Annotated in this window: 19 protein-coding genes and 1 pseudogene; all 20 read left to right on the top strand. The window is 59.3% G+C overall.

Annotated features, from left to right (window positions below; genetic code table 11):
• The first annotated feature begins 386 nt into the window (after positions 1 to 386).
• The 20 genes and pseudogenes from flhA to L9059_RS27930 all read left to right on the top strand — a co-directional run bounded on the left by flhA (position 387) and on the right by L9059_RS27930 (position 23,053).
• Positions 387 to 2,516, top strand: a complete 2,130-nt coding sequence (flhA, locus tag L9059_RS28025; RefSeq protein WP_247294207.1) for a flagellar biosynthesis protein FlhA — start codon at positions 387 to 389, stop codon at positions 2,514 to 2,516.
• A gap of 11 nt (positions 2,517 to 2,527) precedes the next feature.
• Entirely contained in the window at positions 2,528 to 3,853 is a 1,326-nt protein-coding gene (flhF, locus tag L9059_RS28020) for a flagellar biosynthesis GTPase FlhF (protein ID WP_247294206.1), read from the top strand.
• A gap of 116 nt (positions 3,854 to 3,969) precedes the next feature.
• Positions 3,970 to 4,800, top strand: a complete 831-nt coding sequence (gene fleN, locus L9059_RS28015; RefSeq protein WP_045058906.1) for a flagellar synthesis regulator FleN — start codon at positions 3,970 to 3,972, stop codon at positions 4,798 to 4,800.
• The gene (fliA, locus tag L9059_RS28010; RefSeq protein ID WP_122837952.1) at positions 4,797 to 5,537 is read left to right on the top strand and encodes an RNA polymerase sigma factor FliA; all 741 of its coding nucleotides are present in this window, start codon (positions 4,797 to 4,799) and stop codon (positions 5,535 to 5,537) included. Before fleN ends, fliA begins: the two co-directional genes overlap by 4 nt.
• Positions 5,538 to 5,701: 164 nt before the next feature.
• Complete coding sequence (locus L9059_RS28005; protein WP_003183998.1) at positions 5,702 to 6,073, top strand: chemotaxis response regulator CheY; 372 nt, start codon at positions 5,702 to 5,704, stop codon at positions 6,071 to 6,073.
• Positions 6,074 to 6,095: 22 nt separating this feature from the next.
• Positions 6,096 to 6,884 (top strand): protein phosphatase CheZ, encoded by a 789-nt coding sequence (locus L9059_RS28000; protein WP_247294205.1) that lies wholly within the window; start codon positions 6,096 to 6,098, stop codon positions 6,882 to 6,884.
• A 21-nt stretch (positions 6,885 to 6,905) separates the two neighbouring features.
• Positions 6,906 to 9,152: a chemotaxis protein CheA gene (locus L9059_RS27995; RefSeq protein ID WP_247294204.1), complete on the top strand. Its 2,247-nt coding sequence runs from the start codon at positions 6,906 to 6,908 to the stop codon at positions 9,150 to 9,152.
• Positions 9,153 to 9,202: 50 nt separating this feature from the next.
• On the top strand, positions 9,203 to 10,339 hold the full coding sequence (locus L9059_RS27990) for a protein-glutamate methylesterase/protein-glutamine glutaminase (RefSeq protein WP_247294203.1): 1,137 nt from the start codon (positions 9,203 to 9,205) through the stop codon (positions 10,337 to 10,339).
• Positions 10,339 to 11,079: a flagellar motor protein gene (locus tag L9059_RS27985; RefSeq protein WP_045061205.1), complete on the top strand. Its 741-nt coding sequence runs from the start codon at positions 10,339 to 10,341 to the stop codon at positions 11,077 to 11,079. The genes L9059_RS27990 and L9059_RS27985 overlap by 1 nt, the downstream gene beginning before the upstream one ends.
• 15 nt (positions 11,080 to 11,094) lie before the next feature.
• Positions 11,095 to 11,988, top strand: a complete 894-nt coding sequence (gene motD, locus L9059_RS27980) for a flagellar motor protein MotD (RefSeq protein WP_247294202.1) — start codon at positions 11,095 to 11,097, stop codon at positions 11,986 to 11,988.
• Positions 11,989 to 12,031: 43 nt separating this feature from the next.
• Positions 12,032 to 12,820, top strand: coding sequence for a ParA family protein (locus tag L9059_RS27975; protein ID WP_247294201.1), 789 nt, complete (start codon positions 12,032 to 12,034; stop codon positions 12,818 to 12,820).
• Position 12,821: 1 nt separating this feature from the next.
• A complete protein-coding gene (locus tag L9059_RS27970) occupies positions 12,822 to 13,703 on the top strand; it encodes a CheW domain-containing protein (RefSeq protein ID WP_247294200.1) in 882 nt (293 codons plus the stop codon).
• A 75-nt stretch (positions 13,704 to 13,778) separates the two neighbouring features.
• Positions 13,779 to 14,264 carry a chemotaxis protein CheW gene (locus tag L9059_RS27965; protein ID WP_007946765.1) on the top strand — a complete coding sequence of 162 codons (486 nt, stop codon included), beginning with the start codon at positions 13,779 to 13,781 and terminating at the stop codon, positions 14,262 to 14,264.
• Positions 14,265 to 14,657, top strand: coding sequence for a DUF2802 domain-containing protein (locus tag L9059_RS27960; protein ID WP_247294198.1), 393 nt, complete (start codon positions 14,265 to 14,267; stop codon positions 14,655 to 14,657). It abuts the gene before it with no gap.
• Positions 14,658 to 14,910: 253 nt separating this feature from the next.
• Positions 14,911 to 15,171: a hypothetical protein gene (locus L9059_RS27955; protein ID WP_247294197.1), complete on the top strand. Its 261-nt coding sequence runs from the start codon at positions 14,911 to 14,913 to the stop codon at positions 15,169 to 15,171.
• 547 nt (positions 15,172 to 15,718) lie between these two features.
• On the top strand, positions 15,719 to 17,677 hold the full coding sequence (locus tag L9059_RS27950) for a phospholipase D-like domain-containing protein (RefSeq protein ID WP_247294195.1): 1,959 nt from the start codon (positions 15,719 to 15,721) through the stop codon (positions 17,675 to 17,677).
• Between the two features lie 2 nt (positions 17,678 to 17,679).
• The gene (locus tag L9059_RS27945; RefSeq protein ID WP_247294193.1) at positions 17,680 to 18,708 is read left to right on the top strand and encodes an SEL1-like repeat protein; all 1,029 of its coding nucleotides are present in this window, start codon (positions 17,680 to 17,682) and stop codon (positions 18,706 to 18,708) included.
• A 114-nt stretch (positions 18,709 to 18,822) separates the two neighbouring features.
• Positions 18,823 to 19,077 (top strand): PAAR domain-containing protein, encoded by a 255-nt coding sequence (locus tag L9059_RS27940; RefSeq protein ID WP_247294192.1) that lies wholly within the window; start codon positions 18,823 to 18,825, stop codon positions 19,075 to 19,077.
• 291 nt (positions 19,078 to 19,368) lie between these two features.
• Positions 19,369 to 20,193 carry a hypothetical protein gene (locus L9059_RS27935; RefSeq protein WP_247294191.1) on the top strand — a complete coding sequence of 275 codons (825 nt, stop codon included), beginning with the start codon at positions 19,369 to 19,371 and terminating at the stop codon, positions 20,191 to 20,193.
• Positions 20,177 to 23,053 (top strand): annotated as a pseudogene (locus L9059_RS27930) (type VI secretion system Vgr family protein). Before L9059_RS27935 ends, L9059_RS27930 begins: the two are co-directional and overlap by 17 nt.

Genomic DNA, 23,053 nt, shown 5'->3' with positions numbered 1-23,053 from the left:
GCGCAGCAGTCGTAGATCAGCTGATGCGGTGTCCTGATTGTGCGCGGTCGCAGGTTTTGGGGTTGCTGCGCAACCCAGCGGGAGCAAGCTCCCTCGCCACAGGGGTTGGGTTTTGATGGCTGAGCTATGCGTGTGTAGCAGCTGCCGGAGCTTGCAGTTTTTCTTCGAATGCGAAGTCCTCGTCAGAGATTTTACGGCTGCTGCGCACCCGGACGCAGCCTCGCGCTCGACAGTTGCTATATGCGTGAAGCCTCAATCCGCCGGTCAGGAATTCCCTCAGAAAACGCTATTTAATCCTCCGTGAAAAGTTGGAAGGCTTCTTGCAGTACCCCCTCTGCGCCCGCTTCTGGCGTCAAAAGTTTGCTTTACAGGAACGGGGAAAATCGGTGGATCGCTCTCAGTTATTCAACAGTGCTCGCACAAACGTTGCCGATTTAAGTCGGGGCAATCTGGGCGTGCCGTTGTTGCTGCTGGTCATGCTGGCGATGATGATGCTGCCGATGCCGCCGTTCCTGCTGGACGTGTTTTTCACGTTCAACATTGCGTTGTCCATCGTGGTCCTGCTCGTTTGCGTCTACGCCCTGCGGCCGCTGGATTTCGCGGTGTTCCCCACCATCCTGCTGGTGGCGACGCTGTTGCGGCTGGCGTTGAACGTGGCGTCTACCCGGGTGGTGATGCTCCACGGCCAGGACGGTCACGCCGCGGCGGGCAAGGTGATCCAGGCCTTCGGTGAGGTGGTGATCGGCGGCAACTACGTGGTGGGTATCGTGGTGTTCGCTATCTTGATGATCATCAACTTCGTGGTGGTGACCAAGGGTGCCGGGCGGATTTCCGAGGTGAGCGCGCGCTTCACCCTCGATGCAATGCCTGGCAAACAGATGGCGATCGATGCCGATCTCAATGCTGGCCTGATCGACCAAAACCAAGCCAAGGCGCGGCGTTCGGAAGTAGCCCAGGAAGCCGAGTTTTACGGTTCGATGGACGGTGCCAGCAAGTTTGTCCGCGGTGACGCCATTGCTGGCTTGTTGATTCTGTTCATCAACCTGATCGGCGGTATGGCGGTCGGTATCTTCGAACATGGCATGAGCTTCGGTAACGCCGGCAAGGTATACGCGCTGCTGACCATCGGTGACGGTTTGGTGGCGCAATTGCCATCACTGCTGTTGTCCACCGCTGCGGCAATCATGGTGACCCGAGCTTCCGGTTCGGAAGACATGGGCAAACAAATCAGTCGCCAGATGTTCGCCTCGCCCAAAGCCCTGGCCGTGGCCGGCGGCTTGATGGCGGTGATGGGCTTGGTGCCCGGCATGCCGCACTTCTCTTTCCTGAGCATGGCGGCGTTGGCCGCGGGCGGTGCCTACCTGTTCTGGAAGAAGCAGAACGGCGTCAAGGTGCAGGCCCTGGAAGAGGTCAAGCGTCAGCAGGAACTGCTGCCATCGCCAGCTCGCGCCCAGGAAACCAAGGAGCTGGGCTGGGATGACGTGACCCCGATCGACATGATTGGCCTGGAAGTCGGCTATCGGTTGATTCCGCTGGTGGACCGCAACCAGGGTGGGCAGTTGCTGGCGCGGATCAAGGGTGTGCGCAAGAAGCTGTCCCAGGACCTGGGCTTCCTGATGCCCACTGTGCACATTCGTGACAACCTCGACCTGGCGCCGAGCGCCTACCGCCTGACCCTGATGGGCGTGATCCTGGCCGAAGCGGAGATTTACCCGGACCGCGAACTCGCGATCAACCCGGGGCAGGTCTACGGCACGCTCAACGGCATCACCGCCAAAGATCCGGCTTTTGGCCTGGAGGCGGTCTGGATCGAAGTCAGCCAGCGTGCCCAGGCGCAGTCACTCGGATACACTGTGGTCGATGCCAGTACGGTAGTGGCCACTCACTTGAACCAGATTCTGTATAAGCACTCCAGCGAGCTGATCGGGCACGAAGAAGTGCAGCAACTCATGCAATTGCTGGCCAAAAGCTCGCCCAAACTGGCTGAAGAGCTGGTGCCAGGCGTGGTGTCGCTGTCGCAATTGCTCAAGGTGCTGCAGGCTTTGCTCGCGGAACAAGTGCCGGTTCGGGACATTCGCAGCATCGCCGAGGCCATCGCGAACAACGCGGCCAAGAGTCAAGATACCGCCGCGCTGGTGGCTGCCGTGCGAGTCGGCGTATCCCGCGCAATCGTCCAAAGCATTGTAGGTACTGACTCCGAGCTACCAGTTATCACGCTGGAGCCAAGGTTGGAACAGATATTGCTCAATAGTCTGCAGAAGGCGGGACAAGGCTCGGAAGAGGGCGTCCTGCTGGAGCCAAGCATGGCCGAGAAGCTGCAGCGCTCGTTGATCGATGCGGCGCAGCGTCAGGAGATGCAAGGTCAACCGGTGATTCTGCTGGTGGCCGGTCCGGTTCGCGCGATGCTCTCGCGATTCGGTCGGCTGGCGGTTCCGGGTTTGCATGTGTTGGCGTATCAGGAAATACCTGACAACAAGCAAGTGACCATCGTTGCGACAGTAGGGCCCAACGGCTGAGGTAGTGGTTTATGCAAGTTAAGCGTTTTTTCGCCGCCGATATGCGTCAGGCCATGAAACTGGTTCGTGACGAGCTGGGCGCCGATGCCGCGATCATCGGCAACCGCCGAATCGCCGGCGGCGTGGAGCTGACGGCTGCCTTGGATTACAAGCTGTCCGCGCTGGCACCACGTGTTCCGAACATGGAGCTTGAGGATGAACTGCGCAAGACCCAATCGCGGATCGTCACCGCCCAGGCCGAACTGAGCCTGCGCAGCGAAGGCGAGAGCGACAAGGCGACCAATCGCCAGCTGTTCGCTGGCTTGCCCCTGACCGCCGCCGAACCGCTGGTCGAGCCAACCTACACCGAGCCTGTACGCCCGGCTCCGGCACCTGCCGCCGCTGGTGGTGTCGACCCGCGTGCATTCGACTCGATGCGCTTCGAACTCAACAGCCTGCGCGAACTGATGGAAGTGCAACTGGGCTCCCTGGCATGGAATCAGCTGCAAGGCAGCCGCCCGGCCCAGGCCAACCTCTGGCGCCGGCTGCAACGCATTGGCCTGTCCGGCCCGCTGGCGCGTGACCTGCTGGCAATGATCAGCGGCATTGACGAGCCCCGTCAGGCCTGGCGCATGTTGCTGGCGCACCTGGCGCGGATGATCGCCACACCGGAAATCGAACCTCTGGAAGAGGGCGGCGTGATTGCCATGGTCGGCCCTGCCGGCATGGGCAAGACCACCACCTTGGCCAAGCTCGCTGCCCGCTACGTACTCAAGTACGGCGCGCAGAACATCGCGCTGGTGAGCATGGACAGTTACCGGATCGGCGCCCAGGAACAGCTCAAGACTTTGGGCCGTATCCTCAATGTGCCAGTGACCCACGTCGATCCCGGACAGTCGCTGGTGCAGGCGCTGGATCCGTTGTTGCGCAAGCGCGTGGTGTTGATCGATACCGCAGGCCTGCAGGCCAGCGATCCGGCACTGCGCATGCAGTTGGAAAGCCTGGCCGGACGTGGCATCAAGGCAAAAAATTACCTGGTCCTGGCAACCACCAGCCAGAAACAGGTTCTAACCGCCGCTTATCACAGTTACAAGCGCTGCGGGCTCGCCGGCTGCATCCTGACTAAACTGGATGAAACGGCTAGCCTGGGCGAGGTGTTGAGCCTGGCCATCAGCCATGAACTGCCGGTGGCCTACCTGACCGATGGGCCGCGGATCCCGGATGATTTGCATCTGCCGCGGCGTCATCAGTTGGTCAGTCGCGCGGTGAGCGTGCAAATGCAGGAAGAACCCAGCGAAGAAGCCATGGCTGACATGTTCGCTGATATTTACCACAGTCCGACCAAGCAGGTTGGCTGAGGTGTCAATGAATCGTTTTTGTACCTACATCGATGGTCTGCCATGCATTGTTCAGTTGATGAACGCGCAGCCAGTAATGTGGCCTCCGTCTATGCAAGACAAGGTAAAGAAATAACATGGGCAGCATGCATCCCGTACAGGTGATCGCGGTGACCGGCGGCAAAGGTGGCGTCGGCAAAACTAATGTGTCAGTGAACTTGTCGCTGGCTTTGGCCGAGCTCGGACGGCGCGTCATGCTTCTGGACGCCGACCTTGGGCTGGCGAACGTCGACGTCCTCCTGGGGCTGACACCCAAACGTACCCTGGCCGACGTGATCGAAGGCCGCTGTGAGCTGCGCGACGTTTTGTTGCAAGGGCCCGGCGGCATTCGTATCGTGCCGGCCGCGTCCGGCACTCAGAGCATGGTGCATCTGACCCCGGCCCAGCACGCCGGCCTGATCCAGGCTTTCAGCGACATCGGCGATAACCTCGATGTGCTGGTGATTGATACGGCCGCGGGTATTGGCGATTCGGTGGTCAGCTTTGTGCGCGCCGCCCAGGAAGTCCTGCTGGTGGTGTGCGACGAGCCGACCTCGATCACCGACGCCTACGCGCTGATCAAGTTGCTCAACCGCGACTACGGCATGAACCGCTTCCGCGTGCTGGCCAACATGGCTCAGAGCCCGCAGGAAGGGCGCAACCTGTTCGCCAAGTTGACCAAGGTCACGGACCGCTTCCTCGACGTCGCCTTACAATATGTCGGCGCCGTGCCTTACGACGAAAGCGTGCGCAAGGCCGTGCAAAAACAGCGTGCGGTGTACGAAGCGTTCCCGCGCTCCAAATGTTCGCTGGCGTTCAAGGCGATCGCGCAGAAGGTCGATACCTGGCCGCTGCCTGCCAACCCGCGCGGGCACCTGGAGTTTTTCGTCGAGCGCCTCGTGCAACAAACGGCAGGACCGGTGCTATGACCGCCAGTGGCTATAACCTCTACAAGAAATCGGCCCGCGATGCGCAGTGCGAGCTGATCGAGCGTTACGCGCCACTGGTAAAACGGATTGCCTACCACTTGCTGGCGCGTTTGCCGGCCAGTGTCCAGGTCGAAGACCTGATCCAGGCCGGCATGATCGGCCTGCTTGAAGTATCAACCAAATATGACGCCAGCAAAGGCGCGAGTTTCGAGACGTACGCGGGCATTCGAATCCGCGGCGCGATGCTCGATGAAGTGCGCAAGGGGGACTGGGCACCACGTTCTGTCCACCGCAATACCCGAATGGTCAGCGACGCAATTCGCTCGATTGAAGCTAAAACCGGTCGCGACGCTAAAGATCACGAAGTTGCGGCCGAACTCCAATTGAGTCTTGACGATTATTACGGGATTTTGAACGACACCCTGGGCAGCCGGCTATTCAGTTTCGACGATCTGTTGCAGGACGGCGAACACGAAGGGCTGCACGAGGATGGCGCGAGTGCTCATACGGAGCCGTCGCGCGACCTGGAAGATGAACGCTTCCAGGCAGCGCTGGCGGACGCGATTGCCAATTTGCCGGAGCGTGAGCGACTGGTGTTGGCGCTGTACTACGACGAAGAGCTGAACCTCAAGGAAATCGGTGAGGTCCTGGGCGTCAGCGAATCGCGGGTCAGCCAGTTACACAGCCAGTGCGCGGCCCGTTTGCGGGGGCGTTTGGGGGAGTGGCGAGCGCGCTGAAGGCAGTGTGGGGACACTGCGAACGGGCTGGCGGGTTTTAAACACGCCGGTCGCGAGCTGTTGTGCTCCAGACAGTCATCGAGTGCTTTGCCGGATTGAATGAAATGGCGTGTCCAGGTGCTGGGCGCGTTTAAGACTGCTTGGAGGTCGAATTGGACAAGAACATGAAAATCCTCATCGTTGATGACTTCTCAACGATGCGGCGGATCATTAAAAACCTGTTGCGTGACCTTGGGTTCACCAACACGGTCGAGGCGGACGATGGCACTACTGCCATTCCGGTCCTCAACAGCGGCAGCATCGACTTTCTGGTAACGGACTGGAACATGCCGGGCATGACCGGCATCGATTTGCTGCGCCATGTGCGCGCCGACGAAAAGCTCAAGCACCTGCCAGTGCTGATGGTGACCGCCGAAGCCAAGCGAGAGCAAATCATCGAAGCAGCCCAGGCCGGTGTTAACGGCTATGTGGTCAAGCCCTTCACGGCCCAGGCGTTGAAAGAAAAAATCGAAAAGATTTTCGAACGCATCGGCTGAGTCACTACGCCACGGGGGAGCTATGGAGCAAAAAGAAATTTCACAGGGCGATTTCGAATCGACCCTGAAAAAACACGCCGTCGAATTGGTCGAGAGCCTTGAAAAGGGCAAGTTCGGCGACGCTGTGCAACTGATCCATGAGCTCAACCAGACCCGTGACCGCGGCCTGTACCAGGAGGTGGGCAAGCTCACCCGCGAGTTGCACAGTGCGATCGTCAATTTCCAGATTGACCCGCACATGCCGCAAGCCGAGGAAGTTTCGCAGATCACGGATGCCACCGAGCGCTTGGGTTACGTGGTCAAGCTCACCGAAGCTGCCGCCAACCGCACCATGGACCTGGTTGAAAACGCAACGCCCCTGGTCAACGGCCTGAGCCGCGAAGCCGAGGCCTTGAGTACGGACTGGGGACGGTTCATGCGTCGCGAAGTCGGGGCTGAAGAGTTCCGCGAACTGGCCCGGCGTGTCGACGGTTTCCTGACACGCAGCAGCGAAGACAATCGCGTGGTGGCGGGCAACCTCAATGACATTCTGCTCGCTCAGGATTACCAGGACCTTACCGGCCAGGTAATCAAGCGCGTGACTCAATTGGTCACCGAAGTTGAAAGCAATCTGCTCAAGCTCGTACTGATGGCCAGTCAGGTGGACCGCTTTGCGGGCATCGAGCATGACCGTCAGGCGATACTGGCGGAAAAAGATCCACAAAAACATCTCTCTCAGGGTGAAGGTCCGCAGATTCATGCCGATAACAGAGAAGACGTTGTGTCCGGTCAGGACGATGTGGACGATTTGCTATCCAGCCTTGGATTTTAGACCTGTAGGAGCACCCCATTAATGAGCTTCGGCGCCGATGAAGAGATCCTTCAGGATTTCCTGGTTGAGGCCGGCGAGATTCTAGAGCAACTGTCCGAACAACTGGTCGAGCTGGAAAGCCGACCGGATGATGCGGATTTGCTCAATGCAATTTTTCGCGGTTTTCACACTGTAAAAGGGGGCGCCGGCTTCCTCCAGCTCAACGAGCTGGTGGAGTGCTGTCACATCGCCGAGAACGTGTTCGACATCCTGCGCAAGGGTGAACGTCGTGTCGACTCGGAACTGATGGACGTGGTTCTCGAAGCGCTGGATGCGGTGAACGGTATGTTCACCGAAGTTCGCGAGCGCAACCCGATCACGGCCGCCACGCCTGAGTTGCTGGCGGCACTGGCCCGTCTGGCCGAGCCGCAATCGGCCGACGAAGCGGCACCGGTTACCGAAGTGGCGCCAGTGGCAGAAAGCGCATCGGGTGACATCACCGACAACGAATTCGAGCAACTGCTGGACTCGCTGAACGCCGTCAAGGCCCAGGCCGAATCTGCACCTGCTGCGCCAGCGCCCGTCAGCAACACGGCTGCAGCCAGCGACGAAATCACAGATGACGAGTTCGAGTCATTGCTTGATCAGTTGCACGGTAAAGGCCAGTTCGCCGTCGACGTAGTGGTTGCGCCCGCGGCACCCGCCGCACCGGTTGCACCGAAGGCCGCAGGCGATAGCTCGGACATCACCGACGAAGAATTCGAAGCACTGCTCGATCAGCTCCACGGTAAGGGCAACTTTGCCGTCGAAGCGCTGGAGTCGGCTATTGCGTCGGCACCAGTCGCGGCGGCACCGGTCGCCGCCGCAGTGGGTGGCGACCTGATCTCCGATAACGAATTTGAAGCGCTGCTCGACGAATTGCACGGCAAGGGCAAGTTCTCCGAAGTCGGCACGGCTACGGCTACGGCTACGGCTGCCAGCACTGCGGTGGCTGCACCGGTTGCCAAGGCAGCCGCGCCCAAGCCGGTCGCCAAAGCCCCTGAGCCAAAAGTCGAAGCAGCCAAGCCTGCACCGGCTCGCGCACCGGCCGCGCCGACTGCGGAGAAGCCGCCTAGCGAAGCCGAGACAACCGTGCGGGTCGATACCGCGCGCCTCGACGAAATCATGAACATGGTCGGCGAACTGGTGCTGGTGCGTAACCGCCTGGTGCGTCTGGGCGCCAACAGTGCCGACGAGGCCATGTCCAAGGCCGTGTCGAACCTCGACGTGGTCACGGCGGACCTGCAAACAGCGGTGATGAAAACCCGCATGCAGCCGATCAAGAAGGTCTTCGGGCGTTTCCCGCGCCTGGTTCGCGACCTGGCTCGCCAGCTCAAGAAAGAGATCAACCTTGAGCTGGTCGGCGAAGAAACCGACCTCGACAAGAACCTCGTCGAGGCCCTGGCCGACCCGTTGGTCCACTTGGTGCGCAACGCCGTCGACCACGGTATCGAGTCGCCGGAAGAGCGCGAAGCCTCGGGCAAGTCCCGTGGCGGCAAGGTCATTCTCGCGGCTGAGCAGGAAGGCGACCACATCCTGCTGTCGATCTCCGACGACGGCAAAGGCATGGACCCCAACATCCTGCGCGCCATCGCGGTTAAACGCGGGGTAATGGACAAGGACGCTGCCGATCGCCTGAGCGACACCGAGTGCTACAACCTGATTTTCGCTCCGGGCTTCTCGACCAAGACCGAGATATCCGACGTGTCCGGGCGAGGCGTGGGCATGGACGTGGTGAAAACCAAGATCTCCCAGCTCAACGGCTCGATCAACATTTATTCGGCCAAGGGCCAGGGTTCGAAGATCGTCATCAAGGTGCCGTTGACCCTGGCGATCATGCCGACGCTGATGGTCATGCTTGGCAACCAGGCGTTCGCGTTCCCGCTGGTGAACGTCAACGAGATCTTCCACCTCGACCTGTCGCGCACCAACGTGGTCGATGGCCAGGAAGTGGTGATCGTTCGCGATAAGGCGTTGCCACTGTTCTACCTCAAGCGCTGGCTGGTCAGTTCCGCTGCTCACGAAGAGCAGCGTGAAGGCCATGTGGTGATCCTTTCGGTGGGCACCCAACGGATCGGCTTCGTCGTCGATCAACTGGTGGGCCAGGAAGAAGTGGTCATCAAGCCATTGGGCAAAATGCTCCAGGGAACCCCGGGCATGTCGGGCGCCACCATTACCGGTGACGGCCGCATTGCGCTGATTCTCGATGTTCCTAGCATGCTCAAGCGTTACGCCTCCCGGCGTATTTGATTCTGGTGGAGCGGGGCGATCGAGCCTTCGCTCCCTCTAACGGAGTGTTTATGGCAGTCAAGGTCCTGGTGGTGGACGATTCGGGTTTTTTCCGTCGCCGCGTCTCGGAAATTCTTTCGGCGGATCCGAACATCCAGGTCGTCGGTACCGCAACCAACGGCAAAGAGGCGATCGACCAGGCGCTGGCCCTCAAGCCGGACGTGATCACCATGGACTACGAGATGCCAATGATGGACGGCATCACGGCGGTGCGGCACATCATGCAGCGCTGTCCGACCCCGGTGTTAATGTTCTCCTCGCTGACGCACGAAGGCGCCCGGGTCACCCTGGATGCGCTGGACGCTGGCGCGGTGGATTTCCTGCCGAAGAATTTCGAAGACATCTCGCGAAATCCGGACAAGGTCAAACAGCTACTGTGCGAGAAGATTCATACCCTCTCGCGCAGTAATCGGCGGGCCAGTACCTACAGTGCGCCGGCGCCGGTCTCTGCGCCCGTGCCAGCACCTTCGCTCGCGCCTTCGAGCGTTGGCAGTTACAGCAGTAGTGTACCTGCGCGCCCGGCTCCGGCACCGATTGCATCGCGCGCAGCTGCGCCAGCCCCGTCGTCGCCCGCTCCCAAGCGCAAGGCCTACAGACTGGTGGCGATCGGTACGTCCACCGGGGGGCCGGTAGCGCTGCAGCGGGTGCTCACCCAGTTGCCAGCGAATTTTCCCGCGCCCATCGTGCTGGTGCAGCACATGCCAGCGGCGTTTACCAAGGCCTTTGCCGAGCGTCTGGACAAACTCTGCCGCATCCACGTCAAGGAAGCCGAGGATGGCGATATCCTGCGTCCGGGCATGGCGCTGCTGGCGCCGGGCGGCAAGCAGATGATGATCGACGGTCGTGGCGCGGTGAAGATTCTGCCCGGCGACGAGCGCCTGAATTACAAGCCGTGCGTGGACATTACCTTCGGTTCAGCGGCCAAATCCTACGGTGACAAAGTTCTGGCGGTGGTGCTGACGGGCATGGGTGCCGACGGCCGCGAAGGCGCGCGCCTGCTCAAGCAGGGCGGCAGCACCATCTGGGCCCAGGATGAAGCCAGCTGCGTGATCTACGGCATGCCCATGGCCATCGTCAAGGCCGAGCTCGCCGACGCGGTGTACAGCCTGGACGAAATCGGCAGGCACCTGGTCGAGGCGTGTGTCTGATGGATGTACTGAGCCTCATCGGGATCATCATGGCGTTTGTCGCCATCATCGGCGGCAACTACCTTGAAGGCGGTCACCTCGGCGCGCTGGCGAACGGCCCGGCGGCATTGATCGTCATCGGCGGAACCGTCGGTGCGGCCTTGCTGCAGTCGCCGATGAGCGCGTTCAAGCGCGCGATGCAAATCCTGGTGTGGATCCTGTTTCCGCCGCGGGTGGACCTGGCCGGCGGCGTCGATCGCGTCGTCAACTGGAGCCTGACCGCTCGCAAGGAAGGCCTGTTGGGCCTGGAAGGGGTGGCCGACGCCGAACCTGACAACTACTCGCGTAAAGGCTTGCAACTGCTGGTGGACGGCGCCGAGCCGGAAGCGATTCGCAGCATCCTCGAAGTAGATTTCTACACTCAGGAAAGCCGGGACATCGAGGCGGCCAAAGTTTTTGAAAGCATGGGTGGCTATGCGCCGACCATCGGCATCATCGGTGCGGTAATGGGCCTGATTCACGTCATGGGCAATCTGGCCGACCCGTCGCAATTGGGCAGCGGCATTGCCGTGGCCTTCGTCGCCACCATCTATGGCGTGGCCAGTGCCAACCTGGTGCTGTTGCCCATCGCCGCCAAACTCAAGGCCATCGCCCTGCGGCAGTCGCGTTATCGCGAAATGCTGCTGGAAGGCATTCTGTCGATCGCCGAAGGTGAAAACCCTCGCTCTATCGAGTTGAAGCTCCAGGGCTTCATGGATTGATGGGAGTAATGGACGATGGCACGTCGCCGGCAACCTGAAGAACATGTGAATCATGAGCGCTGGCTGGTTTCCTACGCCGACTTCATAACGCTGCTGTTCGCGTTTTTCGTGGTGATGTACTCCATCTCGTCGATCAACGAAGGTAAATACAAGGTGATTTCCGAGGCGTTGATCGGCGTGTTCAACGACTCTGATCGGGCGCTGAAACCCATCCCTATCGGCGATGAACGACCCAAGACCGTGACCCCGGCCAAGCCTCTGGTCAAGGACAGCGAGCAGGTCGACGCCGGCATCGCGCCACCGGGTGACAACCCTTTGCAAAGCATTGCCGACGACATCAGTGCGGCGTTCGGCGACCTGATCAGCTCCAACCAGATGACCGTGCGCGGCAACGAGTTATGGGTCGAGATCGAACTCAATTCCAGCCTGTTATTCGGCAGCGGCGACGCGATGCCCAGTGACATCGCCTTCAACATCATCGACAAGGTCGCGGCAATCCTGAAGCCGTTCGACAACCCGATCCACGTCGAAGGCTTTACCGACGATCAACCGATTCGCACCGCGCAATTCCCCACCAACTGGGAGCTGTCTTCGGCCCGCTCGGCGAGCATCGTGCGCATGCTGGCGATGCAAGGAGTGAACCCCGGGCGCCTGGCGTCGGTGGGTTATGGCGAGTTCCAGCCGGTGGCCAATAACGCCACTGCCGAAGGCCGCGCGCGCAACCGGCGGGTGGTGCTGGTGGTGTCGCGAAATCTGGATGTACGGCGCAGCCTGACAGGCACCGGTACCGCTAATGCACAGCCAGATGCTGCATTGAAGCGTGCTGGCACACAAACTGCACCAGCACCGGTCAAGCCGCCGGGACGAGAGAGCGCCGTCAATTCTCCGTCACCCGCATTAACACGCTGAGCTATTTCTCGGTCGGCCTTTTCGACCGGGAGGAATCATTCGAATGAGAGTCTGGGCAGTCGCCAATCAAAAGGGTGGTGTTGGTAAAACCACATCCTCCATCGCTTTAGCCGGGTTACTGGCCGAGGCGGGCAAGCGCGTGGTCGTGGTCGACCTCGATCCCCACGGCTCCATGACCAGCTATTTTGGTTATGACCCCGACACCCTGGAGCACAGCTGCTACGACCTGTTCCTGCACAAGGGCAGCGTTCCTGCGGGGTTGCCGGGTCAATTGTTGCTGCCGACCAGCCATGAGAGCATCTCGTTGCTGCCTTCGAGCACCGCGCTGGCAACCCTTGAACGGCAGTCGCCGGGCCAGAGTGGCCTGGGCCTGGTGATCGCCAAGAGTCTGGCGCAATTGTGGCAAGACTTCGATTACGCGGTCATCGACAGCCCGCCACTGCTGGGCGTGCTGATGGTCAACGCCCTCGCTGCGAGCCAGCAATTGGTGATTCCGGTGCAGACCGAGCACTTGGCTGTTAAGGGGCTGGAACGCATGGTCAACACCTTGGCGATGATCAATCGCTCGCGCAAACAGCCGCTGCCTTTCAGCATCGTGCCAACCCTGTTCGACCGGCGCACCCAAGCGTCCATTGGCACGCTGCGGGTGGTGCGCGACATGTTCCCGGAAGAAACCTGGCAGGGTTATATCCCGGTCGACACGCGTCTGCGCGATGCCAGCCGCGCCGGTCTTACGCCGTCGCAGTTCGATGGCAAGAGCCGTGGTGTGTTGGCGTATCGTTCGTTGCTCAAGCATTTGCTGGAGCAACAACTCGTGCCGCAGGAGGCATGAGATGAACCGCCCGGTAAAGATCACCTCACGTCCGCAACTGGCGTTGCAGTCCTATCTGGACAGTTTGCTGATGGACGCGACCGAAGAGCTGTCGGCGGAAGTTGAAGCGTCCTGCGCAGTGGTCGAGAGCGAAGCGGGGCTGGACGAGTTCCAGGCCGCGGTGCTTGAGGAGCAGGTCCGGGATGCGCGACAACCCGCGCAGGTTGCCGCACCGTCGATAGCTCCGGTTGAGAAGGTCCTGGTTGAGCAGGCCCAGATTGTGCGGGTGGAAGCACCTGTAGCGAGCTTGGCACCTGTGTCGACCCTCGCGCCGCTGCTCCAGGTTCTGGTGCCTCCGGTCGTCGAAGTCCACCTGCCGCCCAGCAACATTGCGCCACCGTTGGAAAGCAACGGCCGTCCCGCCTGGGCCGCGGAACCCTTTGAATGCCTGTTGTTCGATGTGGCCGGGCTGACCTTGGCGGTGCCGCTGGTGTGCCTGGGCTCGATTTATTCGCTGGAAGGCCATGAACTGACGCCATTATTCGGCCAGCCGGAGTGGTTTCTTGGAATTTTGCCGTGTCAGGCCGGCAATCTGAAAGTCCTCGACACCGCGCGGTGGGTCATGCCAGACCGCTACCGTGACGATTTTCGCCAGGGGCTGCAATACGTGATATCGGTCCAGGGTTACGAGTGGGGGCTGGCGGTGCATCAGGTCAGCCGCTCCTTGCGCCTGGACCCGAACGAAATCAAATGGCGCAGCCAGCGGGGCCAACGCCCTTGGCTGGCCGGTACCGTGATTGAACACATGTGTGCGTTGCTGGATGTTGCCGAGCTGGCGGAATTGATCGCCAGCGGCGGGGCAAGGCACTTGGGCGGCAAAAAGCCAGCTGACAAACCGGCATAACAAACAGGCAGCGACCTATCGAGGGCCGCTGCACCGAACACACACCGCCACGGCGGTTTTTTGAGGGGTCAGGGTATGAATGATAAGGCGACGGCGGCAAAGGGTTCCGAAGATCCGATCCTGCAATGGGTAACCTTCAAGCTGGACAATGAAACCTACGGCATCAACGTGATGCGCGTTCAGGAAGTGCTGCGCTACACCGAGATCGCCCCGGTACCAGGTGCCCCAAGCTACGTGCTCGGCATCATCAACCTGCGCGGTAACGTGGTCACCGTGATCGACACCCGTCAGCGCTTCGGCCTGATGAACGCCGAGATCAGCGACAACACCCGTATCGTCATCATCGAAGCCGACAAGCAAGTGGTCGGGATCATGGTCGACAGCGTTGCCGAAGTGGTTTACCTGCGTCAGTCGGAAATCGAAACCGCACCGAACGTCGGGAACGAAGAGTCCGCCAAGTTCATCCAGGGCGTGTGCAACAAGAACAACGAACTGCTGATCCTGGTCGAGCTGGACAAGATGATGAGCGAAGAAGAATGGTCGGACCTGGAGAACATCTGATTGATTCTTGAGGTCGCGGTCATTGTCCTGTTCCTTCTGTGGGCAGGCACCCTGGCAATGTTCCTGGCGTACGTTCGTGCGCAAAAACAGCTCGCCGCAAAACAGGTCGAGGGCGACGCGCTGCGCGATCAGCGAATCAAGGACCTGGCCCGGCGCGTGGAGAACTACCAGGAGGGTAGTGTGCGCATGGGCCAGGAGCTTCAGGAACTACGCGCGGTGGTCGGGCCGTTGCCAGACAAGCTGGTCCAACTCGAGCAGCGCGATCCGTCTAGCCTGTCGTTTGCCCAGGCGGCTCGCCTGGTGGGTATGGGCGCCAGCGCGGAAGAGCTGACGGCGTCCTGTGGCTTGACCCAAGCCGAGGCGGAGTTGATGCGCAAGTTGCACAAGAGCTGAAACAACCAATAAAAGAGCGCAGTCTCGTTTCACTCTGTAGGAGCGGTGCAGGAACTGTCGAGTGAAACGAGGCTGCGATCTTTTACATACAAAAAACAATAAAAATCAATTCTACAATTCGAATCATAATTTACTGGTTACACATCCATTCTTTTCAAGTTTAAAGAATTCTACATAATCCCTCGCGCTAGTCATCGCCTGCGTTTCGATATCCGAAATGTCGGCTGATCTATAGTCCAGGGAGAGTATGTATATGAGTGTCGAAGCCGTTCGTCACAGTGGAATTATTGAAACATTTGTTCTCGAATCCCCCGATTGGCCAGTCATCACCCCGAGAGCAAAGGGCACAGTAAGATCATCGAATGACGGTGCAGTTTACATTCTAAGAGGCATCGACTTTTTGAAGTGGGAACATCTATTACCCTTGGTTGGTGTGCGCATTTCTTTCGTGCTGGTCAGGTGGACCGACGGCACCATCACTGCCAGTGATGTTCGGCTGGAGTCTGCCGCTTAAGTTACGGGCGCACTGATTAATCACACGCACTGATCGCCCCTTAGGGCGCGATCGGTGCTTTGTCGTGCGCGGTGATATTTCTTCTTCATTGAGCATTCGCTTCTTTCTGCCCGACATTTTCATGTCAGCGCTCGGTTGCCTTCCTTTCGTGATCTTCGTTACTTTTAATGTTCCATTCTTTGGCACCGCAAACCTCCACAGGACAAGGTCCTAGGACACAGGCTACAAAGTCCTAGGATCGATACTACAAGTTTTACAGAATAGTCCGACTTGCCATATTCGCTTTCGATCTCTACGGTGAGTTTTGTTTGCTGATTGTTTCCGATTCATGCCCTGCCCATTGTTGCGCGGCTGATGGGTTATGTCCGTCAAACCTGCAACAACCTATCAACTTCGGTGTGAACAGACTCGCGCCGCTCTCAACACGGACGTCTCCTATGCGACTGATCATCGACATCAAAGATCCGACTCTCGGGGGAGTCGGGGCACCACTAAAATCATCTCCCGCGGTGTTCACTGTTCTGCTCGAAACATCGGAGGCTTGAACATGTCCGGACGCGTTATCACAGTCCCCATCGCCACAAGCAAAACCACCTCCTGCGTTCTCACCCTGCCATGGTTCGTGGAGTACACCGAATACTCCCCCGTGCCTGCCACCTTCGAACCGCTGGTAAACGGTGAACGAGCCTTCGGTACCGTCTACGACGCCATCATGGCGGCCAAGAGCAGCGTGGAAATCATCTGCTGGGGTTTTCAACCTTCGATGTATTTCAAGCGTGGCGATACCAGCTCGCTGTGCATCGGCCAACTGCTTGGAATGAAAGCGGCGGAGGGCGTCAAGGTGCGTATTTTGTGCTGGTCCGACAGCGCGCACCTGACCGCCGCATTTGCCGAAAACATGACGCCGGGGCGTAACCTGGCATCGTTCATGTCAGGCGGGCGCAACGATAGGCAGCGCGAGTTCGATTGGGAATGGTATCGCCGCGCGAGCAAGACCGACGTCAAGCAGCGCTCGTGGTTCGAGAATCACACGCCCCTGGGCGGGCTCTCCCGGGCGAGCGGCGATTGGTTGAGAACTGCCTTCAGCTTCGGCAAGGAAGCGTTCGACAACATCGAATTCGTCACGCGGGATCTGGGCCTCAAGGACCGGGTGGAAATTGCCTGGCAAGTGGCCTGGAACAGCGCTGACAGTAAACGTTCCGTGTTCAACAAGGCTGCCACGGCCGGGGCGATGGCCGCGATCCCGACCCACCACCAGAAAATGGTATTGGTCGATTATGAAATGCCTGACCTCGCCGTCGGTTTTGTCATGGGGCATAACATGCTCGATGCCTACTGGGACACGGACGACCATAGTGCGATCAGGATGCACGCACAGTTCGGCCGCAACGGCGCCACCCCGCGCCAGGATATCTCCAGCCGCCTGACCGGCCCGGTCCTCGAATACCTCAACCACAACTTCACCGAAGCCTGGCTGCGCGAAACCGGGATCAACCTGCTGCCCGCGAGAATGGTCGTCGCCCCCGCGCTCAAACCGAGGGCCGGGTTCGGTCCGCCGATGATGGCGCAAGTCCACAGAACCCAGTTTCAGGAGGGCAAGCAGGACATCAAGGCGGGCTACCTGAACGCCACCAATAACCTGCTGCGGTATATGTACATAGAAAACCAGTATTTTCGCTGGCCACCGCTGGCGGAAAAGATCACCAGCGTGGCCCAGGTGCTGATCGATAACGGCCGAGATCCTTCGGTCTACGGCCCGCTCCATGTGTTTGTGGTCACCAACTCCACCGACGAAGGCATGGGCGATGGCACCGTCAATACCTACCGCATGCTCAAGGAACTGGGGCGCCCGGACATCATCCCCAACGTCGCCCGATTGGAGCGCAGGGAGGAACTCAAGGCTGAAATCGACCAGGCCAAGGAAAATCTGGTGGATGCCTATCGTGAGTCAAACGCGTTTAACAACGCTTACGGCAAAGAGCATGGCGAATGGGTGAGTCGGGCCTACGAACCGGTAGGCGCCAAGATCAAGGCTGCGCAGGAAAAACTCGATCAGTTGACGGCCAAACTGCCCGAGGAGGATGCCAAGCCGGTAGTGCCTCAAGACATCCCCGGTTTGAAGGTGCTGGTGTGTACCTTGGTGGCACCAGACTCGCAGCCAGATGACTGGATTGATGTGTATATCCATAGCAAGTTGCTGATCATTGATGATGTGTATGCCTCGTTAGGGTCGGCGAATGTCAATACGCGGAGCATGAAAGTTGATAGCGAGTTGAATATTTGCGTGGAGGATCCGGCGGTGGTGAAACCGTTGAGGAAGCATTTGTGGGGGATGCATACGGGTGGGAAGGGGGCTGGTGATGATATCGGAGAGGCGTTTCGTATATGGACGAATTCCGCGGTTTACAATGCTAAAAACCGGAAAAACAACAAAAACACTGAGTCGCCGACTTGCTCTCTGACTGAGTTTAGGAGAGAAAGCTCGAGTCGCACATACAAGGATTGAGAATGTTAGTTCGGGCTGTGTTCTTAATTGTTGTTGTAGCTGGACTTACATCTTGTGGAGAAGGAGGTAGTGTGGAGAATTCAGAAAATCAGCTAGGATATGACCTGGATAAGTTACAGTTTGTCTGTGTTCGCGAGTCGGATTATTTGCCCAATGTTAGCGAAAATGGAAAAATGTTTTACAGTTATGCCCTGTTCCTGAATTCCGCACTTCGTGACAAGGACTACCAACAGATTGGTCGTTTTTACCGTTTAGCCTACGCTGCTGGAAGCTACAAAGCCGCGACCAATTTGCATACATTGATTTCCCAAGGCCTAGTGGCGAGCCCTGATCCAGGTACAGAAGTTATTGATATCGTTGAAAGCCTGATAAGTGCAGGTGTTCCGGGCGGTTATTATGACATGGGGCACTATTTGGAATTGGGATATGGCGTCAAGCAGGACTCCAGTCGGGCAAACGCCTATTTTCGGAGAGCGGCAGACTTGGGCAATCCTGAAGCCCAATTTTACGTGGCTAGATTGCTTGAAGATATTACATCCGCTGAGCAAGTGGTTGTCGATATGTTTCGCTGCGCGACTTATCAGGGGCATGCCCAGAGCGCCTTTCATTATGGGGTGTTTTTAAAAGTTCGACATGCTTACCCTGAAGCGATCGAAGGATTTCAGATGGGAGTACGAAGTGGTAACAGTAATAGTGCCGATTTTTTGAGTGGAGGTTTTTCAACCCCAGATCCTGAAGACCGTTTGTATTACTTTGGCCTTGCTGAGGAGCCAGAAAGAGCTAGTAGATATAAACAGATCGCCAACTTCCTAACTAAATTCGAGCACTTGGGGCCAAAAATTCCGGACATCGAAAATATAGTGCCATTACCACCCGCCAAACTCCCGGATTGGGACGGCACATTCGAATGGAAGCGAAAGCGCGACTCCACCCCACCGCCCGAAAAACCCTCCGAAGAGTTGATCCTGGAAATTGCCAGGGAAAACAACCTCGATCCAGAAACAGGCTTGAGTTTGCCGAACATTAAATAAGTAACACCCAAACAGCCACGCCCTGAATCCGCATCAGTCCTGAAAAATCAACTGATAAGTGGCACGGGTCAACTCACCTGATTTTCCGCCGTACACATAAGAGGAACAGCCAACATGCGACCCATCATTGTAATCAACGACTCAACTTCCAACGGCGGCCAGGTCGTTGAAGGCTCTCCCTCCACGTTTATCGGTGGCCAGGCCATAGCGCGATTGGGCGATCGAGTTGTATGCCCGCACGGCGAATGCAGCATCGCCAGCGGCGACAACACCGTGCAGGTCGACGGCATACCGGTCGCCCGTGACGGCGACCTGACTAACTGCGGTGCGCGCTTGATCGCTGCGCATAAGGACACCGGCATTCTCTAAGGAATAGCGATGACAATTCGAAGGTGTATCTACGATCGAATCTCCGAGCGGCGTCTGGCTGAGGAGGAAAAACAGCGCCTGGCAGATGCCGCGTATCCCAAGGGCGATTTTACCTCCACCTGTTTCAGCATCGTCCAGTCCTGGGTCTGGCTCCCTGGCGGCTCGTTTGAAACACCGCTGCCTGCGGGCGAACTGGCGAATGCGCACGGCGACTTTTCCCATGACCCGCGCCTGCTGGACTCCCGCGGCCTGCGTCAGCCAGTTCGCCGCTTGGCCACTGGGGCAGGCGCAGTGGCGGAGGTCAAGGCGCTTGACCGCTGCGGCCGAATTCTCCAGGTGGCATTAGAAAAATGGGCGCCTGCATTTCGAAGCGCCGTTGACTGGCCCAATACCCAGGTGGTGCTGTTTATCCCGGACGCCGTGCTCGCCAGCGACTGGTATGTCCGGGTGCTGCGCCATTGGCCGCCGGGGCTTTTGCCACAACGTGGTTTTGAAATGCAGACGCAACCCCCGACACAGTGGGTACCTGAGGTACTGGCCAATAGTGCGGGCGCGAAATTTTTGTTGTGTTTGAGCGTGGGTACGTGGGCCTGCATAGAGCAGATGGCGGCTTGCAGGCCAGGTGAGGTAGCCGGCGAAGCGGCGAGCGCGGTGCTGCTTCGCCGCCAATCGAAAGGGCCACAGCCGCAGACCGAGAGTCTTTTAAAACTGTGTGCTCCGATCCAATTGCAGCACAACGTGCACGCTTGGACGCAAATACTGGAACAGCTAATGGCTCAGTTTCGTGAGCGAACCGGGATTGATCCAGCGCGGGTGAGCACGCTGATCAGCGATGGCTCGCTTGATGGCCAGCGTCTCAGCGAGCTCGGCCAATACGTCCGGGATTTTTTGCCCCAACTCAATCTTCAGCAGCAGATCAGCCTCGACGCCCGGTTCGGGCCTGTGGCCGAGCAATGGGCGCAGATCGGTCTTGCCTGGCTGGTAGCCAGCGCACAACCGGACTGCGCCGCCTGGATTCTGCAGCGGACCGTGCCCGATCAGACGCAGGGCTGGCTGATCGGCCGAGTCAACAAGGACCAACAAACAGGGAGTTTAGGAAGTGAATTTAATCACTGATACCGCGTTGGCCGCGTTCGGCCAACCGTTAGACCAGGCCGAACGGCTGTTGCACCTGACGACACCCCAGGGCCAGGACCTCTACGCCTGGCGTGCCCATGCCCGGGAGCGCTTGGGTCGAGTGACTCGCTACACCGTGGATGTGATCAACCAGCTGAGCGATTTCGATCCGGAGCAACTCATCGGCCAAGCCGTGCAACTGAGCATCAAGCTCGATGACGGCCGCTTGAGTCCCCGGCATGGCTGGGTTGAAAGCGTACGCTACCTGGGCAGCGACGGCGGCCTCGACGATTGGCAGTTGGTGTTCGCACCCTGGTTCAGCCTGCTCGAATACCGCATCGATTGCCGGATCTGGCAGGACGTAAGCCTGCCCGACATTCTTGCCCAGGTATTCCAGCTTTACAGCCAGGCGCGCGGTGCGTATCGGTTCGATTTGTCACGGGAATATCCGCCGCTGTCGTACGTCACGCAGTTCAACGAGAGCGATGCCCATTTCGTCCAGCGTTGGTGCGAGCAGGAAGGGCTGTTCTGGTACGTGGAACACCAGGTCGACAGCCACTGCATCGTATTCACGGACAGTGTCTTTTTCCTGCCGACTTTGGACCCAAAGACCCTGGAATTCCACAGTCAATACGCCGCCGGCAAGCATGACAGCATTACCCAGTGGAGCCCTGGTGCGCGCTTGCTCAACGGAGTCGTGCATGCCGCCAGCATCGATTATGTCTGCCATGCCCGCACGCAGGTCAGTCAAGCCCGGGCGTTTGCTGCAGCGTCCGCACCGCTGGATCTCGAGCGTTACCAGTACCGTGGGCAATACGCCTGGCAAAACCCGGATCGGGGCGAATGGCTCAGCCGGGTGCAGATCGAGCAGGACGAGTCCGCCGCTCGCCGCATCCATGGGCAGGGGGGCGTGCGCAGCATGCAACCGGGCCACGGTTTCGAGCTGACCCAGCATCCACTGCATCAGTCCAAAGCACTCAAGGACCGCCAGTTCCTGATCATAGCGGTCGAATTTTTCGCCCAGAGCAACCTGCCGGTCGGCGTCCAGCGAGGCTCTCCACCAGGCAGTCTGAAGGCGCTGTTTCCCACCGGGAAAAAGAAGTCCACGCAAGCGGTGGGAGGCGAAGGTCTCTATCAGAATAGATTCGAAACCCAACGCCTGGACATTGCCTACCGCAGCCCCTTCGAACATGCCAGGCCGGCAAACCCCGGCCCCCAGACGGCAGTGGTGGTCACGCCGAGCGGCCGCGAAGTCTTCACCGACAGCCTCAACCGAATCTGCGTGCGTTTCCATTGGGATCGCCTGGTCAAGGACGGTGAGCTGGGCTCCTGTTGGTTGCGCATGATGCAAGCCAGCAGCGGGGAGGGCTGGGGCAGTGTCAACGTGCCGCGCTCTGGCGAAGAGGTCGTGGTCACCTTCCTCGACAACGACATCGACCGCCCGCTGGTGATGGGCCAAGTGTACGGCGGACACAAACCTGCCTGGCACTCGAGCGGTTTAATGAGCGGTTATAAAAGCCGGGAAATTCAGGGGCGCGGTTACAACCAATGGGTCATGGACGATTCGACCGGCCAGGTCCGGACGCAGATCCACAGCAGCCACGGACACAGTCAGTTGAACCTTGGTTACCTGATCGACCAGCAAGGCAACCAGCGCGGTGCATTGCGCGGTAGTGGGTTTGAATTGCGTACCGATGCCTATGGCGCCTTGCGCGCCCAGCAAGGGTTGTACCTGAGCACATGGCCGCGCAGTAACGCGCAAGGCGGGCAAGTCGATATTCAGGAAGCCCGGCAACAGCTGGGCAATGCCGAGGAGCGGGTGAAGGCGTTGTCCGAGGCCGCCCGGCAGCACCAAGCGCTGCCGCTGCAAGGCGGCGTCGACAGCCTTGAGCAACTCAATGCAGACACCCAGCTGAACTACAGCAGCACCGGAAAAACGACCGCCGCACCTGCGCAGCAATTGCGCAACGGCGGCGACACGGACGCGGCGATCAGCGGCGGTGGGCGTGGGCAAACCGGCGGTTACCACAAACCTCTCCTGATTGCGTCGGCCCCTGCCGATATTGCCACCGCGACGCCGCTCAATACCCATCTGCACAGTGGCAAGCAGTTGACCCTCTCGACCGGTGAAGACATCAACCTCGCCAGCGGCAAGTCACTGCTGGCCAGCGTCGCCCAAAGCATCAGCCTGTTCGCCCAGGCCGCAGGCGCCAAGCTGTTCGCGGCCAAGGGCAATGTAGAAATCCAGGCCCAGCACGATTGCATCGAGCTCACCGCCAGGGACAGCGTGCGCATTACCTCGACCGCCCGCACCGTCGAGATCGCCGCCCAGGATGAAATCCTCCTCACCAGCGGCGGCGCCTACATCCGCATCAGGGGCGGCAACATCGAAATCCACGCGCCGGGCACGGTCGATGTGAAGGGGGTGAAAAAGACGTTCAGTGGGGCGGCGCAACTCAGCCGCGACAACCCGCAATGGCCTGCAGCCTAGGTCAAGCAAACCCTCTCATTGGCGGCAGGGATAAGTCCTGCCGCCAATTATCAGTCGCTGGACGCTATGCCGTACACGCTCTTCGCCGATGGTGCGCAAGTGGGCACGGGGGTCCTGGATCCCAGTGGCGCAGTCGAGGTCGATCACCACGTTACTACCTCTCGCTATTACATCGAACTGGCGAACGGCGTGCGCTACGACTTGCCGGTAGTGGGGGATTACCGGGGCGAGCAGGCCAACGCCGAGCAGGCCAATCAAGGTTTCCTGCGTCATCAGGGCCTGCCTCATCCGGACATTTCACCGGCTGGGGAGCGCAGCCCATTCCGCCAGGCCTACACCCAACTCAACTCGCCGAAATCGGAGGCTTGA

It is taken from the genome of Pseudomonas violetae, assembly GCF_023072615.1.
Classification (GTDB): Bacteria; Pseudomonadota; Gammaproteobacteria; order Pseudomonadales; family Pseudomonadaceae; genus Aquipseudomonas; species Aquipseudomonas violetae.
Note: the sequence above shows the minus strand (reverse complement) of the source record. Positions and strands in the feature narration are given on the sequence as shown.

Coding starts and splice junctions, on each gene's coding strand:
- flhF (WP_247294206.1), top strand. CDS start 2,528: ATGCAAGTTAAGCGTTTTTTCGCCGCCGATATGCGTCAGGCCATGAAA.
- fleN (WP_045058906.1), top strand. CDS start 3,970: ATGGGCAGCATGCATCCCGTACAGGTGATCGCGGTGACCGGCGGCAAA.
- fliA (WP_122837952.1), top strand. CDS start 4,797: ATGACCGCCAGTGGCTATAACCTCTACAAGAAATCGGCCCGCGATGCG.
- L9059_RS28005 (WP_003183998.1), top strand. CDS start 5,702: ATGAAAATCCTCATCGTTGATGACTTCTCAACGATGCGGCGGATCATT.
- L9059_RS28000 (WP_247294205.1), top strand. CDS start 6,096: ATGGAGCAAAAAGAAATTTCACAGGGCGATTTCGAATCGACCCTGAAA.
- L9059_RS27995 (WP_247294204.1), top strand. CDS start 6,906: ATGAGCTTCGGCGCCGATGAAGAGATCCTTCAGGATTTCCTGGTTGAG.
- L9059_RS27990 (WP_247294203.1), top strand. CDS start 9,203: ATGGCAGTCAAGGTCCTGGTGGTGGACGATTCGGGTTTTTTCCGTCGC.
- L9059_RS27985 (WP_045061205.1), top strand. CDS start 10,339: ATGGATGTACTGAGCCTCATCGGGATCATCATGGCGTTTGTCGCCATC.
- motD (WP_247294202.1), top strand. CDS start 11,095: ATGGCACGTCGCCGGCAACCTGAAGAACATGTGAATCATGAGCGCTGG.
- L9059_RS27975 (WP_247294201.1), top strand. CDS start 12,032: ATGAGAGTCTGGGCAGTCGCCAATCAAAAGGGTGGTGTTGGTAAAACC.
- L9059_RS27970 (WP_247294200.1), top strand. CDS start 12,822: ATGAACCGCCCGGTAAAGATCACCTCACGTCCGCAACTGGCGTTGCAG.
- L9059_RS27965 (WP_007946765.1), top strand. CDS start 13,779: ATGAATGATAAGGCGACGGCGGCAAAGGGTTCCGAAGATCCGATCCTG.
- L9059_RS27955 (WP_247294197.1), top strand. CDS start 14,911: ATGAGTGTCGAAGCCGTTCGTCACAGTGGAATTATTGAAACATTTGTT.
- L9059_RS27950 (WP_247294195.1), top strand. CDS start 15,719: ATGTCCGGACGCGTTATCACAGTCCCCATCGCCACAAGCAAAACCACC.
- L9059_RS27945 (WP_247294193.1), top strand. CDS start 17,680: ATGTTAGTTCGGGCTGTGTTCTTAATTGTTGTTGTAGCTGGACTTACA.
- L9059_RS27940 (WP_247294192.1), top strand. CDS start 18,823: ATGCGACCCATCATTGTAATCAACGACTCAACTTCCAACGGCGGCCAG.